General features: G+C 60.0%; 12 protein-coding genes. 7 read left to right on the top strand and 5 right to left on the bottom strand.

Annotation, left to right across the window (positions count from 1 at the left end):
- Nucleotides 1–54: 54 nt before the first annotated feature.
- A complete protein-coding gene (locus AB4N74_RS15045) occupies nucleotides 55–1,728 on the top strand; it encodes a DEAD/DEAH box helicase (protein WP_008088238.1) in 1,674 nt (557 codons plus the stop codon).
- Between the two features lie 105 nt (nucleotides 1,729–1,833).
- Here AB4N74_RS15045 and AB4N74_RS15040 read toward each other — a convergent pair whose 3' ends face one another.
- Complete coding sequence (locus tag AB4N74_RS15040) at nucleotides 1,834–2,601, bottom strand: DODA-type extradiol aromatic ring-opening family dioxygenase (RefSeq protein ID WP_460096505.1); 768 nt, start codon at nucleotides 2,599–2,601, stop codon at nucleotides 1,834–1,836.
- 103 nt (nucleotides 2,602–2,704) lie between these two features.
- Between AB4N74_RS15040 and AB4N74_RS15035 the strand changes: the two genes are divergently transcribed.
- Nucleotides 2,705–3,352, top strand: coding sequence for a thiopurine S-methyltransferase (locus AB4N74_RS15035; protein ID WP_460096503.1), 648 nt, complete (start codon nucleotides 2,705–2,707; stop codon nucleotides 3,350–3,352).
- 201 nt (nucleotides 3,353–3,553) lie between these two features.
- Here the strand turns inward: AB4N74_RS15035 and htpX are convergent, their stop codons facing one another.
- On the bottom strand, nucleotides 3,554–4,441 hold the full coding sequence (htpX, locus tag AB4N74_RS15030; RefSeq protein ID WP_007908619.1) for a protease HtpX: 888 nt from the start codon (nucleotides 4,439–4,441) through the stop codon (nucleotides 3,554–3,556).
- A 303-nt stretch (nucleotides 4,442–4,744) separates the two neighbouring features.
- A complete protein-coding gene (locus AB4N74_RS15025) occupies nucleotides 4,745–5,956 on the bottom strand; it encodes a pyridoxal phosphate-dependent aminotransferase (protein ID WP_007908620.1) in 1,212 nt (403 codons plus the stop codon).
- Nucleotides 5,957–6,180: 224 nt separating this feature from the next.
- On the opposite strand from AB4N74_RS15025, the gene msrB reads away from it, so the two are divergent.
- From msrB to AB4N74_RS15010, 3 genes are all read left to right on the top strand, one after another.
- Nucleotides 6,181–6,576 (top strand): peptide-methionine (R)-S-oxide reductase MsrB, encoded by a 396-nt coding sequence (msrB, locus tag AB4N74_RS15020; RefSeq protein WP_093435141.1) that lies wholly within the window; start codon nucleotides 6,181–6,183, stop codon nucleotides 6,574–6,576.
- A 109-nt stretch (nucleotides 6,577–6,685) separates the two neighbouring features.
- Nucleotides 6,686–7,171, top strand: a complete 486-nt coding sequence (locus AB4N74_RS15015) for a glutathione peroxidase (RefSeq protein ID WP_460096500.1) — start codon at nucleotides 6,686–6,688, stop codon at nucleotides 7,169–7,171.
- Nucleotides 7,168–7,629, top strand: a complete 462-nt coding sequence (locus AB4N74_RS15010; RefSeq protein WP_093435139.1) for a MarR family winged helix-turn-helix transcriptional regulator — start codon at nucleotides 7,168–7,170, stop codon at nucleotides 7,627–7,629. The genes AB4N74_RS15015 and AB4N74_RS15010 overlap by 4 nt, the downstream gene beginning before the upstream one ends.
- Here the strand turns inward: AB4N74_RS15010 and AB4N74_RS15005 are convergent.
- Nucleotides 7,613–9,934: a hybrid sensor histidine kinase/response regulator gene (locus tag AB4N74_RS15005; RefSeq protein WP_460096498.1), complete on the bottom strand. Its 2,322-nt coding sequence runs from the start codon at nucleotides 9,932–9,934 to the stop codon at nucleotides 7,613–7,615. The two genes, AB4N74_RS15010 and AB4N74_RS15005, sit on opposite strands and share 17 nt — an antisense overlap.
- Nucleotides 9,935–10,101: 167 nt before the next feature.
- Between AB4N74_RS15005 and AB4N74_RS15000 the strand changes: the two genes are divergently transcribed.
- Nucleotides 10,102–10,992: an ATP-binding protein gene (locus tag AB4N74_RS15000; protein ID WP_093435135.1), complete on the top strand. Its 891-nt coding sequence runs from the start codon at nucleotides 10,102–10,104 to the stop codon at nucleotides 10,990–10,992.
- A complete protein-coding gene (locus AB4N74_RS14995) occupies nucleotides 10,989–11,471 on the top strand; it encodes a GAF domain-containing protein (protein ID WP_093435133.1) in 483 nt (160 codons plus the stop codon). The genes AB4N74_RS15000 and AB4N74_RS14995 overlap by 4 nt, the downstream gene beginning before the upstream one ends.
- On the opposite strand, the gene AB4N74_RS14990 is transcribed toward AB4N74_RS14995, so the two are convergent.
- Nucleotides 11,472–14,417, bottom strand: coding sequence for an HD domain-containing phosphohydrolase (locus tag AB4N74_RS14990; protein ID WP_427120475.1), 2,946 nt, complete (start codon nucleotides 14,415–14,417; stop codon nucleotides 11,472–11,474). It lies immediately after the preceding gene.
- Between the last annotated feature and the right edge of the window lie 23 nt (nucleotides 14,418–14,440).

The following is a 14,440-nucleotide window of genomic DNA, read 5'->3' as shown; positions in this document are numbered from 1 at the left end:
GGCATGCGCAGCTTTGGAGCATGGGTCTTTGCGGATGCACTTAGAGGCAGACCCATGACCCAGGAAACCGGCGGATTCGCCGCTTTTAATCTTAACCCGAATATTCTTGCAGCCGTCGCAGCGACTGGCTACGAAGAGCCTTCGGCGATTCAGCAGCAATCGATCCCGATCATCATGGCCGGCCAGGACATGATTGGTCAGGCGCAAACCGGTACCGGTAAAACCGCCGCGTTCGCACTGCCTATTCTGCACCGCATCGATCCTGCCAAGCGCGAACCGCAAGCCCTGATCCTGGCGCCAACTCGTGAGTTGGCGCTGCAAGTAGCAACCGCTTTTGAAACCTACGCCAAGCAAATGCCGGGCGTTACCGTTGTGGCCGTTTACGGCGGCGCGCCTATGGGCCCACAACTGAAAGCAATCCGTAATGGCGCACAGATTGTTGTCGCCACTCCGGGCCGTCTGTGCGACCACCTGCGTCGCGACGAAAAAGTTCTGTCGACCGTGAACCACCTGGTTCTCGACGAAGCTGACGAAATGTTGAAACTGGGCTTCATGGATGACCTGGAAGTCATCTTCAAGGCTCTGCCAGCGACCCGTCAGACCGTTTTGTTCTCGGCTACCCTGCCGCAGTCGATCCGCGCCATTGCCGAACGCCATCTGCGCGATCCGCAACACGTGAAGATCCAGACCAAGACCCAGACCGTTACCGCGATCGAACAGGCTCACCTGTTGGTTCACGCTGACCAGAAGACTTCGGCCGTTCTCAGCTTGCTGGAAGTGGAAGATTTCGACGCTCTGATCATGTTCGTACGCACCAAGCAAGCGACCCTGGATCTGGCCAGCGCCCTCGACGCCAAAGGCTACAAAGCCGCGGCGCTGAACGGTGACATCGCCCAGAACCAGCGTGAGCGCGTTATTGACTCGCTGAAAGATGGCCGTCTGGACATCGTTGTCGCGACCGACGTAGCTGCTCGTGGTCTGGACGTTCCGCGCATCACTCACGTGTTCAACGTTGACATGCCGTACGACCCAGAGTCCTACGTTCACCGTATCGGCCGTACTGGCCGTGCCGGTCGCGAAGGTCGTGCACTGCTGCTGGTGACTCCACGTGAGCGCCGCATGCTGCAAGTGATCGAGCGTGTAACCGGCCAGAAAGTTGCTGAAGTACGCCTGCCGGACGCTCAAGCCGTTCTCGATGCGCGCATCAAGAAACTGACCAACAGCCTGTCGCCGCTGGTCGCTGATGCCGAATCGACCCACGGTGAGCTGCTCGATCGTCTGACTGCAGACATCGGCTGCACCCCGCGTGCTCTGGCTGCTGCGCTGCTGCGCAAAGCCACCAACGGTCAAGCGCTGAACCTGGCGGCGATCGAGAAGGAACGTCCACTGGTGCCGAACAACGCACCGCGTGGCGACCGTCCTGAGCGCACTGGTGATCGTCCTGATCGTGGTGACCGCGAGCGTCGCGCGCCAATGCCTTTGGGCGAAGGCCGTGCTCGTTGCCGTACCGCGCTGGGTGCGCGTGACGGTATCGCTGCGAAAAACCTGCTGGGCGCCATCCTCAACGAAGGCGGTCTGGCCCGTGAAGCGATCGGTCGCATCCAGGTGCGTGACAGCTTCAGCCTCGTCGAGCTGCCGGAAGATGGTCTGGACAAACTCCTGACCAAACTGAAGGACACTCGCGTTGCTGGCAAGCAGTTGAAGCTGCGTCGCTATCGCGAAGATTGATCCGCCCTTGGGCTGATTGATCGAACATAAAAAATCCCCGACTGGTTCGGGGATTTTTTTTGCCTGTTTTTTGCCTTTGTGGGAGCGAGCCGGCTCGCGAAGGCATCAACCGAAGCGGTAAATATCCATGCCCAGCGCACCCATTGTGAATCCCTTGTGCGCCACGCTGAACTCACCCCCCGCACCCCGGGCAAAATACAACGGCAACAAATGCTCATCACTCGGATGACTGCGCACCGCATGCGGCGCCAGCTGACGATAATCGTGCAGCGCTGCCTCATCGTCGGCCGCGAGCTTGTCGATCACCCAGTCACGGAAATCCCGCGCCCAGGGCTCAACGCTTTCCGGGCCGGCGTGCCAGTCCAGTTCGCGCAGGTTGTGCGTGATGCTGCCGGAGCCGATCAGCAAAATGCCCTGATCACGCAGACTCGCCAGTGCCCGGCCGACTCGGGTTTGCAGCGCCGGGCCGCCACGGCTCGGCAGAGAGATTTGCACCACCGGGATATCCGCCTGCGGATACATCAGCGACAACGGCACCCAGACGCCATGATCGAACGGGCGTTGCGGGTCGAGACGGGCAGGCAGGTTGTTGGCAGTCAGTAGATCAGCCACCTCAGCAGCCAGTTGCGGATTACCCGGTGCCGGATACTGCACTTCAAACAGCGCCCGGGGAAAGCCGCCGAAGTCGTGCCAGGTTTCCGGTTGCGCATGACTGCTGACCAGCAGTTCCTGGCTTTCCCAGTGCGCGGAGACGATAACGATGGCTTTGGGTTTTGGCAATTCGGCGGCCAGACGAGCCAGAGCCGGGCCACTGGCGCCGGGCTCCAGGGCCAGCATGGGTGAACCATGGGAAATGAACAGGCTGGGCAACATGATGGGTTCCTGAGCGTTAAGATGGCTTCATCTTCAGTCAGATCATCGATCTAAATCTAATATAAGTTTTAACGTTTTTTGATCGAATTATTGGGAGTGATGCATGCAGCCTGAGTTTTGGCACAAGAAGTGGGCTTCGGGGCAGATTGGTTTCCATCTGCCTGAGGTAAACCCGTATCTGCAGCGGCACTGGGCGGTACCGGCAGCGGCGCGAGTGCTCGTGCCTCTGTGTGGGAAAAGTCTGGATCTGGCGTGGCTGGCCGGACGCGGTCATCAGGTGCTCGGGGTCGAACTGTCGGAAAAGGCTATCGAGGACTTTTTCAGTGAACATCAGGTGCAGCCGCAGATTAGCCAGAAGGGCGCGTTCAAGGTCTATCGCGGTGAAGCCATCGAGCTGTGGTGCGGTGACTTTTTTGCGCTAACGGCGAGCGATGTGGCCGATTGCGCCGCGTTGTACGACCGCGCCGCGCTGATTGCCTTGCCGGCGACGATGCGTGAGCGGTATGCGGCGCATCTTCAGCAGATTCTGCCGCAGGGTGTGCACGGGTTGTTGATTACGCTGGACTACGATCAGGCGCAGATGCCGGGGCCGCCGTTTGCGGTGGGGGATGATGAGGTGCAGCGGTTGCTGAGTGGTGCCTGGCAGGTGCAGATGCTGGAAGAGCAGGATGTGCTGGGGGAGAGCGGGAAGTTCCTTCAGGCTGGCGTGACGCGGCTGGAGGAGCGGGTCTACCGGGTTTCTTCCCGATAGTTTGTTGGCGCCGTTACGGGCCTCTTCGCGAGCAAGCTCGCTCCCACAGTGATTTGTGCTATGTCACAGATCGCCTAAACACCGCAGAACCCTGTGGGAGCGAGCTTGCTCGCGAAAGGGCCGGCACTGTCGGCGCACAATCCAAAGATGTAAAAAAGGCCCGCATCACTGCGGGCCTTTTTCATTGTTACACCGGTCGGATCAACCGCGACGACGCAGGGCGTCGATACGCTCTTCCAGCGGCGGGTGGCTCATGAACATGCGGGCAAAGCCCTGTTTGATACCACCGTTGATGCCAAAGGCGTTAAGGGTGTCCGGCATGTGCACCGGCAGGCCCTGTTCGGCGCGCAGGCGTTGCAGTGCGCCGATCATTGCGCTGGTACCGGCCAGGCGGGCGCCGGCTTCGTCGGCACGGAATTCGCGCTTGCGCGAGAACCACATGACGATCGCACTGGCGAGAATGCCCAGTACCAGTTCGGCAAAAATGGTCGCCACGTAGTAGGCGATGCCCTGGCCTTCTTCGTTCTTGAAGATCACTTTGTCGACGAAGTTGCCGATGATCCGCGCAAAGAACATCACGAAGGTGTTCACCACGCCCTGGATCAGCGCCAGGGTGACCATGTCGCCGTTGGCGACGTGGCCGATTTCGTGGGCCAGCACGGCTTTCACTTCATCGGGTGAGAAGCGCTCGAGCAAGCCCTGGCTGACCGCGACCAACGCGTCGTTCTTGTTCCAGCCGGTGGCGAAGGCGTTTGCTTCGTAGGCCGGGAAAATACCGACTTCGGGCATCTTGATCCCGGCTTCGCGGGACAGTTGCTCGACAGTTTGCAGCAGCCATTGCTCATGCCGGGTACGTGGCTGGCTGATGATCTGGGTGCCAGTGCTCATCTTCGCCATCCACTTGGAGATGAACAGCGAGAACAGCGAGCCGGCGAAACCAAAGACTGCACAGAAAACCAGCAGCTGACTAAGGTCGAGATCAACCCCGTTGGCCGCCATGAACCCGTTGAAGCCGAAAAGGCTCAGGGTGATGCTGGCTATCAGCACGACCGCCAGGTTAGTGGCCAAAAACAGCAGGATGCGCATCATGGTTGTAGAAATCTCCTCAAGCTAAAGATGTAGCGTACTGCGGGGTATATAAGGTGCTGCACCGGGCTATTCAACTGAGTGACTATTTCAAACTGTGTCCTACAGCGGATTCTTCGGTGCCCGGCACATTTCCCACGACAGATAACGATAGGGATGACGGCCAGCCGCGACCCGTCGCCATTAAGCTGGACGCAGGTAAACGGTACGAATCGCAAGTGTAGAAGGCGTGCGCGGACGCGGAACGCAGAAGTGTTGCTGAATCAGACAGTGCGCAACGTTTGGCCGTTGCGCACTGCTGGCCAGTTACTGGCGGTAGGACTTGAGGAAGTTGCCGATACGGCCGATGGCCATTTCCAGATCGTCGACGCGGGGCAGGGTGACCACGCGGAAGTGATCCGGCCACGGCCAGTTGAACGCCGTGCCCTGTACCACCAGCAGCTTCTCGGAGAGCAGCAGGTCGAGGACGAATTTCTCGTCGTTATGGATCGGGCAGACTTTCGGGTCGATCTTCGGGAACGCATACAGCGCGCCCATCGGCTTGACGCAGCTCACGCCTGGAATGTCGTTAAGCAATTCCCAGGTGCGGTTACGCTGTTCCAGCAGACGACCCTGCGGCAGCACCAGGTCGTTGATGCTCTGATAGCCGCCCAATGCGGTCTGGATCGCATGCTGGCTCGGCACGTTGGCGCACAGGCGCATGTTGGCCAGCATGTCGATGCCTTCGATGTAGCTCTGCGCGTTGTGCTTCGGCCCGGAAATGGCGATCCAGCCGGAGCGGAAACCCGCCACACGGTAGGACTTCGACAGACCGTTGAAGGTCAGGCACAGCAAGTCCGGGGCTAGCGACGCGGTGCAGATGTGCACGGCATCGTCGTACAGAATCTTGTCGTAGATCTCGTCGGAGAACACCACCAGGTTGTGCGCGCGGGCGATTTCCAGCATGCCCAGCAACACTTCCTTCGAATACACCGCGCCGGTCGGGTTGTTCGGGTTGATGATCACCATCGCTTTGGTGTTCGGGGTGATCTTGGCCTTGATGTCGGCCAGATCCGGGAACCAGTCGGCGCCTTCGTCGCACAAGTAATGTACGGCGTTACCGCCGGCGAGGCTGACGGCGGCAGTCCACAACGGGTAGTCCGGGGCGGGCACCAGCACTTCGTCGCCGTTGTTGAGCAGCGCCTGCAACGACATCACGATCAGTTCGGAAACGCCGTTACCCAGATAGATGTCTTCGATGCCGACACCTTCAACATTCTTCTGCTGGTAGTACTGCATCACCGCTTTACGCGCGCTGAACAGACCTTTGGAGTCGCTGTAGCCTTGCGCGGTCGGCAGGTTGCGGATCACATCCTGAAGAATTTCGTCCGGCGCTTCGAAACCAAACGGCGCCGGGTTGCCGATGTTCAGCTTGAGGATGCGCTGGCCTTCCTCTTCCAGTCGTTTGGCGTGCTTGAGCACCGGGCCGCGAATGTCGTAGCAGACGTTGGCGAGCTTGTTCGATTTGCTGAACTGCATGGCGATGTGATCCCGAAAATGAACGATCCAGGCGGCGGATGGACAACCGTACTGGGATTCCTGCGTCTTCACACAGGCGGACGTCTTGAGCCGTGGCTCCCATAATCCGTTTGAATGCGCCCGGTCTGGCTGCCAGACTGGTGCGTGACGAGGCGCAATCATACGTGCCGCCCGATCCGTGGAAAAGGTACAGATCGGGCTTTTTCAGCCGCTGAGGTGTGATGATGGAAAAGTTGGAAAAAACCCTGGAAGAATGGCGGGCGATGCTCGACCCTGAGCAGTACAACGTTTGTCGTCTGAGCGCGACCGAGCGCCCGTTCTCCGGTAAATACAACGACACCAAGACCGATGGTATCTACCACTGCGTCTGCTGCAACGAGCCGCTGTTCGACTCCAAGACCAAATTCGACTCCGGCTGCGGCTGGCCGAGCTTCTACGCGCCAATCGGCGAAAGCGCGATGACTGAAATCCGTGACATCAGTCACGGCATGATCCGTACGGAAGTGAAGTGCGCGCGCTGCGATGCGCATCTGGGCCATGTGTTCCCGGACGGCCCACCGCCGACCGGCTTGCGCTATTGCATCAATTCGGTGTGCCTGGATCTGGTTCCACGCGCATAAACCAATGAAGGCGACCTTCGGGTCGCCTTATTATTCGATAATTAAATTGCACACAATTTAATTGCTCGCTATGTTTGATCTTTCTTGACTGTCTGCGGAGCCCGACGCCATGAGCGACAACCTGTTGAACATTCCGTGCACCACCATCAAGGGGGAGCAAAAGACCCTCGCCGATTTCGCCGGTAAAGCGGTTTTAGTGGTCAACACCGCAAGCAAATGCGGTTTCACCCCACAGTACAAAGGCCTCGAAGAACTGTGGCAGACCTACAAGGATCAGGGCCTGGTGGTTCTGGGCTTTCCGTGCAATCAGTTCGGCAAGCAGGAGCCGGGTAACGAAGGGGCGATCAGTGAGTTCTGCGAGCTGAACTTCGGCGTCAGCTTCCCGCTGTTCAAGAAGATCGACGTTAACGGTGGAGACGCGCATCCGCTGTTCGTGCAGCTGAAAAAACGCGCGCCGGGCCTGCTTGGCTCCCAAGGCATCAAGTGGAACTTCACCAAGTTCCTCATCGGCAAGGACGGCCAGTTGGTCAAGCGCTTCGCCCCGGCCACCAAGCCGCAGGAGCTGAGCGGCGAGATCGAAGCCCTGCTCAAATGAACAGCTTGCCGGTCGATTCGCTGAAGCTCGACAACCAGTTGTGCTTCAAGCTGTACGCCGCCTCTCGAGCGGTGATTCGTGCCTACAAACCGATGCTCGATCAGCTCGGCCTGACGTACCCGCAATACCTGGCGATGCTGGTGTTGTGGGAATGGCAGGACGCTGCGCCGGAGCAACCGACGGTCAAGGCGTTGGGCGAGCGTCTGGCACTGGACTCGGGCACGCTGACGCCATTGCTCAAGCGTCTGGAACAGTTGCAATGGGTACAGCGCCAGCGTTCAACGCGTGACGAGCGCGAAGTGCACCTGAGTCTGACGCCGGCGGGGCAAGCCTTGCGCGAGCAGGTCGGGCCGCTCAAGGCCCGTCTGCTGTGTGACAGCGGGGTGGATCTGGACCGCCTCAATGACCTGCGCAAGGGTCTCGATCACTTGCTGGGGCAGATCAAAGCGCTGTCGTAGTCGGGATCCATTGATCGAGCAGCGCCGCCAGCTCTTCACGGCGAAACGGCTTGGCCAGATAGTCGCTCATGCCGGCTGCGCGACAGCGTTCGCGTTCTTCGGACATGGCGTTGGCGGTCAGAGCGACGATGGGCAGGCTCGGCCAGCGCCCGCTTTGACGGATCTGTCGGCTGGCTTCGTAGCCATCCATCACGGGCATGTTGCAGTCCATCAGCACCAGATCGAATTCGTGATACTCCAACTGATCCAGTGCTTCGGCACCGTGGGCGGCGACGATGACCTCGCAGCCCAGTTTGCCGAGCATGCCTTTGGCCACCAGCTGGTTGACCGGGTTGTCCTCGACCAGCAACACCCGCCCGCGCCGCACCGAGGGAGACGTTTCGAGCTGCGCATCGTTAACGGCGACCACGTCCGGTTGCAGGGTACGTCGCAGGTTCTGGTACAGCGCATTACGCGCCAATGGTCGGGCCTGTTGCTGCAGAGGCGCGAGTGCGGCGGCTTCTTCGCTGGGCAGGAAACTGCCGTAGGCGGTTACCAGCAAAATCGGCGCCCCAAGCGTCGGGCGCAAACCGAACAGGCACTCCGGACAATCGGTGATCACCACGTCCGGCGTCAGGCCCAGCAGTGAGTCATCGATGGTGCGCTGCTCATATGTAAGTCCCCACACCGGCAGCAGGCTCTGCAACAGTTCCGCCAGTCCACTGCTGGCAGCGGTGATGGCGAGGATTTTTCCGTGCAGCGGCGCCGGAACCAGTGCGCGGGTATGACACGGCAATGGCAGCTCGGCACAGAACTGACTGCCGAACCCGGTTTCGGAACTGATGGTCAGACGCCCCTGCATGGCTTCGCAGAGGTTATACGTCAGCGCCAGACCCAGCCCGGTGCCGCCATATTGTCGAGTGATACCGGCGCCCGCTTGAGTGAACGGCTGGAAGATTTTCAGCTGCGCGTCCTGGGCGATACCGATGCCGGTGTCGCAGACCTCGATGCGCACGCCCTCCTTGTAGGTCGACAAGCGCACATCGACCCGGCCGAAGCGGGTGAATTTCAGCGCGTTGGACAGCAGATTGCTGACGATCTGCCGCACGCGAGTCGGATCGCCCAGCACCAGTGCCGGGAAGTGCGGGTCGATCAGGCAGGTCAGTTCGACGCTCGGCGCGGCATTCTGCGACAGCAGATTGGCGGTGTCTTCGATCAACGAGCCGAGATCGAACGGGATGTGCTCAAGCTCCAGTTGCCCGGCATCGAACTTCGACAGGTCGAGAATATCGTTGAGCAATTCGACCAGCACCTTGCCCGAGTCGTGGGCAATCGACAGTTGTTGCTGCTGTTCGGCATTCAACGGACCGTCGAGTGACAGCGCGATCATTCCCAGCAGGCCGTTGAGCGGCGTGCGGATCTCATGGCTCATGTTGGCGAGGAACGCCGAGCGGGCCTCGGCCATTTCCAGCGCGGTGCTGCGGGCGACTTCGAGTTCCTGATTGGACTGGCTCAGCCGTGCGTTGATCGCCTTGAGTTCAGCGGTGCGCGCCGAGACGATGTTTTCCAGTTGTCCGAGGTAGTCGGTCAGACGGTTTTCGGCGTTGCGTCGCTGCTGGATCTCGGTGGCAATGTTCTCGAATTGCTGATTGGCGACTTTGACCAGCACGCCGATTTCATCGTTGCCGTGGCCGGACGGGCACTCCAGCGTGGTCGGCTCGGCGCTGCGCGGGTCGCGCCCGCTGAGTTCGCGGATGACCCGCACCAGTGGTTTGGTCAACATCACATAGAACAGCGCCAACAGGATGCCGGTGAGAATCAGGCTGCGGGCGAAGCCATTGAGCAGGGTCACCTCGGCGCGGCGCAGGAAGCGGCTGCCGAAGGCATAGGTGTCGACCTCAAGGCTTAACACGCCCAGTGATTCATTGGGCAGATGATCCAGATACAGACGGTCTTCGAACTGGCGCTTGGCGCCAAACAGGAAGTCGCTGATGACCCGATAGCCGCTTTGCAGTTCCGGGCGTTTGACGCTGGCCAGCACCGTATTGTTGTTGTCGATCAGTTGCGCAGAAATGATTGCCGGCGAGCGCAACAGGCCCAGGGTCAGTTCCTGTGCCAGTTCGGCGTCGATGTTGTAGGCGATCCGTGAGGCCGGGTTATGGCTGATTTCCAGCAAAGACAGGATTTCACGGTTGATGGAGGCGTCTTCACTGGCATAATCGATGCCGATTTGCAGCAGGCTGAGCAGCGTGCCCAGAATGAACCCGACCAGCACGGTAAGCCTGGCTTGCTTGTAAGACAGCCGGTGGGTGAATTTGATATCCATGGGGTGTTGAACCACTTCCGTTTCCCTTCGCTGCTCAAGCATAGTCGATCATGTATGGATACCGAGGTTCCCGAATCGCCTTGTAACAAGGCTTGGTAGGGTGATTTTTATCTGTGTGTCGTCGCATGATTCACCATCATCACTGTGAACGTGCCCGAGGAGAAGACGTGGATTCCCGATTAAATGCTTTTCTTGAACGCGCCGAGTCGGTTCTGGCACGTATCGAACCGTTGTTGCCGGCACCACGGCCGGTGATCGACTGGGGCACTTGTCTGGCGGCGCGCTGGCAACGCGACGGGCGCAGCGGCTATCTGATGCCGCTGGAAGTCAGCCTCGACATGCGCTTGTCCGACCTGATCGGCGTTGACCGTCAGCTCGAACAGCTGGGGCGCAACACCCAGCAGTTTCTCGATGGCATGCCGGCCAACCATGCGTTGCTCTGGGGTTCGCGCGGTACCGGCAAGTCGTCGCTGGTGCGGGCCTTGCTGGCGGAACACGCCGCCACCGGCCTGCGCCTGATCGAGATCGAGCGTGATCATCTGGCGGATCTGCCGCGGGTGGTCGAGCAGATCGGCAAGCTGCCACAACGCTTCGTGCTGTTTTGCGATGACTTGTCGTTCGAATCCGGTGAAGGCGATTATCGCGTTCTCAAAAGCGTGCTCGACGGCTCGCTCGAGCAGGCCCCGGACAATGTCTTGCTGTACGCCACCTCCAACCGCCGCCACTTGGTGCCGGAAAAGGAGAGCGATAACGAAAACTGGAAACGCGTCGACGGCGAACTGCATCCCAGCGAAGCCGTTGAAGACAAGATCGCGCTGTCGGACCGTTTCGGTCTGTGGCTGTCGTTCTATCCGTTTACCCAAGAACACTTCCTTAACGTCGTCGAACACTGGATCGGCCAGTTGGCCGCCAAGGCCGGCCTGAGCTGGCAGCGCGACGAAGCACTGGACATCCTCGCCGTGCGTTGGGCCACCGGCCGCGGTAATCGCAACGGACGTTGCGCGTACCAATTCGCCCGTTACTGGGTGGGACTGAAATTGTTGGAGCACAAGGCATGATTGATTTGCAACAAAGCGGCCAGGGCCTCGAAGGCTATGGCATGTTGGCCGCACAACTGGAATCGCTGCTGGCGGACGAGCGTGATTTCATCGCCAACGCCGCGCAGTTTTCGGCGTTTCTGTTCAACCAGCTCGATGACCTGAACTGGGCGGGCTTTTACCTCAATCGCAACGAAGAACTGGTGCTTGGTCCGTTCCAGGGGCAGATCGCCTGCGTGCGCATCCCGTTTGGCCGTGGTGTGTGTGGCGCGGCGGCGGCCACTCGGCAAACCCAGCGCGTTGAAGACGTACACGCGTTCCCGGGGCATATCGCCTGCGACAGCGCCTCGAACAGCGAGCTGGTCGTGCCGTTGGTCAAGGACGGTCGCCTGATCGGTGTACTCGACCTCGACAGCCCGAAGCTGGCGCGTTTTACCGCGCAGGATCAGGCCGGCATCGAGCAACTGGCAGCGATTTTCCTGCGTCTGACCGACTGCTGATCATGCGGTGAGGCCAGCCTTGTGCAACAGGCTGGCCGGATCGACGTTATCGATCTGTGCGGGATCGAGAAAGCGCACGGCGTACTGCATGTAAACGCCTTCGTTGATGAACAATCCGAATAGCTGAGCATCGATGTGCGCCTCACGGCACATGGTGGCCATGATCGCCAAGGCCTCGCTCAGGGTTTTGGCCTTTTTGTACGGGCGATCGGCTGCGGTCAGCGCCTCAAAGATATCGGCAATCGCCATCATTCGCGCGGGCAGGCTCATGTCCTCACGCTTCAGGCGTTTCGGGTAACCGGTGCCGTCCATTTTTTCATGATGACCGCCGGCGATTTCGGCAATGCTGTCGAGGTGGCCGGGGAAGGGCAGGTGGCTGAGCATCATGATCGTCTGCACCATGTGGTGATTGATCATGTAGCGCTCTTCGCGGGTCAGGGTGCCACGGTTGATGCTCAGGTTGTACAGCTCGCCGCGATTGTATTTGTGGTGCGGTACATCCAGTTTGAAGCCCCATGGATTGTCTTCGGGGATCAACTCGTTCGGGTCGCGTTCAAGCAAGTGCTCTGGCTTGTCTGCCAAAAGCTTTTCACTGACCGGCAGATTCGGTGCCGGCGTGCGCGCCTGACGCCGGTTCTCTTCCCATGACACGCCCAAGCGGTCATCAAGGGTACGCTGCCAGGTGCGTTGCGCCAGATGGTCAAGGCGCTGCAGATCCGCCTCTGCCATCGCTTCACTGCCCAGATTGCAGCGCGCGACAAACGTAAAATCGTCGTCCAGCGCCGTCAGCGTGGCATCGCGCAATTCGGCCAGTGCAGTCTCATCGCCGCCCAGAGCGCACGCCTGCCAATAGCTGATCCAGGCATCACGCTTGAGCACTTCGAAACGCGTGCGAATTTCATGAATACGGTCGTTGATGGTTTCCAGTTTGGTGGCCTTGTCGACCACGTATTCCGGCGTCGTCACCTTGCCGCAGTCGTGCAGCCACGCGGCAATGTGCAAGGCTTCCCATTCATCCTCGCTCGGTTGGTAGGCACTGAACGCCGGCGCCTCGCTTGCCGCTGCCGCCTGAGCGAGCATCAACGTCAGCTCTGGCACGCGCTGACAATGGCCGCCGGTGTACGGACTCTTGGCGTCGATGGCGCCAGCGAGCAGTTGAATGAAGGCGTCGAGCAATTGCTTCTGGCGGGCTTGCAGGCGTTGGCTCTCGATGCTGACCGCCGCCGCGCCGGAGACAGCCTGGAGGAACGCGATGCGATCAGGGCGCAGTTTTTCCAGATCGGCTGCCGTGCCGCTGTCGCTCACCAGCAGAATCAGCAGGCCGATGGTTTCGTCGTGGCGGTTGTGCAGGCGGATGCCGATCAGATGGATGCGGGGCGATTGCATTGCCAGCAGGACCTTCTGCAAGTCGCCGGCCTGATCGACGCCGAAGTTGCTCACCACGTTATTGGCGCCGACCAATTGTTCAAACCACGCCGGCCCTTTGTTCTGCTGCAGGTCGTGGCCCTGAATGTCGAATGCTTCCAACGCCTGAGACGTACCATCGATCACCAGCCCGTATGGCTCCATGCGGCTGCTGTCGCTTTCACGCAGATAGATCAGCCCTGCCTGCGCCTGCGCAATCTGCACCGTTTCAAACAGCACCCGTTGCAGCAGCGGGGCGAAGCGGGTTTCGGCGCCGAGGGTGTCGGTAATCCGGAAGAAACTCGCCAGGGTGTCTTTCATCCGCGCCATCGACACGCTCAACTGGTCGACTTCAAGCACCGGCGAGCGGCGGGCCAGAGGAAAGTTGAAATCGAAACTGCGAATCGCGTCGGCTTCCTTGACCAGTGCATGCAACGGCTTGACCAGAATTCGCGAAATCACCCAGCCCAGCGGCAGGCACAGCAGCAGGGTCGCGAGGGTGATCAGCGCGCCTTGCCAGCGCAGGCGGTAGGCATCGATCAATAACTCGTCCTCGGGCACCAGCAGCGCCAACTGCAAACCTTTCGGACCGCCCTCCTGAATGTTGCTGCGGGCGACGATCCACTGGCGACCATCGGCTTCCAGGCGATTGCCTGTGGCTGCGCCGGACAACAGCGCATGCAAGCCCGGACTCAGATCCGCCGCTTTGGCCAGATGCGCGCCGCTACTGTCTACGATCAGGCGTTCGCTGTCGGGATAGGCCACAGCGTTGCCGTCGGCATCGAACAGGGCAATTTCGGTGGAGGGTGTGACGACATGTTTGCTCAGCGCCGCCGACAGGGCGACCAGCGTCAGGTCAGCACCGATGACGGCGTTCTCGCCGCTGCGTCGGGCCAGCGTCGTGCCGACATTGCGCGTGGAGAAAAACACGTAGGGCTCGGTGGTGATTTGTTCGTTTTGCTGGCGAGCATGGTTGAACCACGCGCGGCTACGCGGATCGTAGCTGTCGTCGGGGTTGTCCTGACGGCTGATCAGCGACAATGTCTGGTCAAAAAACAGCGATTGCGAGTGCATCGCGCCCTGCGGGTCATGTTCGATACTCCAGACCTGATACGCCGCCGCTTCAGGGGCCTTGAGCAATGTCTTGATGGCGGCGCTGCGCAGCGGACGCACCATGAAAAAATCGCCATTGGCATAACCCAGATATAGCGACGCCAGATTGGGATTGTCGCTGAGCGACTGGCTAAACGGTCGGAGCAAGGGCAAGCGTTGTTCAAGGCGCGCGGCCTGAGTGGCGGGGTCATCCGCCAGCAAACTCAGCAGGTGCCGAATCGGCTGATAGGTGGCGGACATGTCCAGACGTACGTCTTGTTCGATCCTGTCGAACAGCTTTTCGCTGCTCGACAGGATGATCTGCGTGGTCTGGTGATAATTGAACAGGCCCAGTACGACCCCGGTGAGCAGCAACAGGAATGTGAACATGACGCTGATGTGCACATGCAGCGGAAACCGGCGTTGCTCCGGGCGCAGTGGGCTGGGCATTTCGGACTCTCCATGATGGTTAA

This window comes from Pseudomonas sp. H3_C08, from assembly GCF_054669455.1.
This window is presented reverse-complemented; position numbering and strand designations above follow the sequence as displayed.

Coding starts and splice junctions, on each gene's coding strand:
- AB4N74_RS15010 (WP_093435139.1), top strand. CDS start 7,168: ATGAACAGCTTGCCGGTCGATTCGCTGAAGCTCGACAACCAGTTGTGC.
- AB4N74_RS15040 (WP_460096505.1), bottom strand. CDS start 2,601: ATGTTGCCCAGCCTGTTCATTTCCCATGGTTCACCCATGCTGGCCCTG.
- AB4N74_RS14990 (WP_427120475.1), bottom strand. CDS start 14,417: ATGCCCAGCCCACTGCGCCCGGAGCAACGCCGGTTTCCGCTGCATGTG.
- AB4N74_RS15045 (WP_008088238.1), top strand. CDS start 55: ATGACCCAGGAAACCGGCGGATTCGCCGCTTTTAATCTTAACCCGAAT.
- htpX (WP_007908619.1), bottom strand. CDS start 4,441: ATGATGCGCATCCTGCTGTTTTTGGCCACTAACCTGGCGGTCGTGCTG.
- AB4N74_RS15005 (WP_460096498.1), bottom strand. CDS start 9,934: ATGGATATCAAATTCACCCACCGGCTGTCTTACAAGCAAGCCAGGCTT.
- AB4N74_RS15015 (WP_460096500.1), top strand. CDS start 6,686: ATGAGCGACAACCTGTTGAACATTCCGTGCACCACCATCAAGGGGGAG.
- msrB (WP_093435141.1), top strand. CDS start 6,181: ATGGAAAAGTTGGAAAAAACCCTGGAAGAATGGCGGGCGATGCTCGAC.
- AB4N74_RS15035 (WP_460096503.1), top strand. CDS start 2,705: ATGCAGCCTGAGTTTTGGCACAAGAAGTGGGCTTCGGGGCAGATTGGT.
- AB4N74_RS15025 (WP_007908620.1), bottom strand. CDS start 5,956: ATGCAGTTCAGCAAATCGAACAAGCTCGCCAACGTCTGCTACGACATT.
- AB4N74_RS14995 (WP_093435133.1), top strand. CDS start 10,989: ATGATTGATTTGCAACAAAGCGGCCAGGGCCTCGAAGGCTATGGCATG.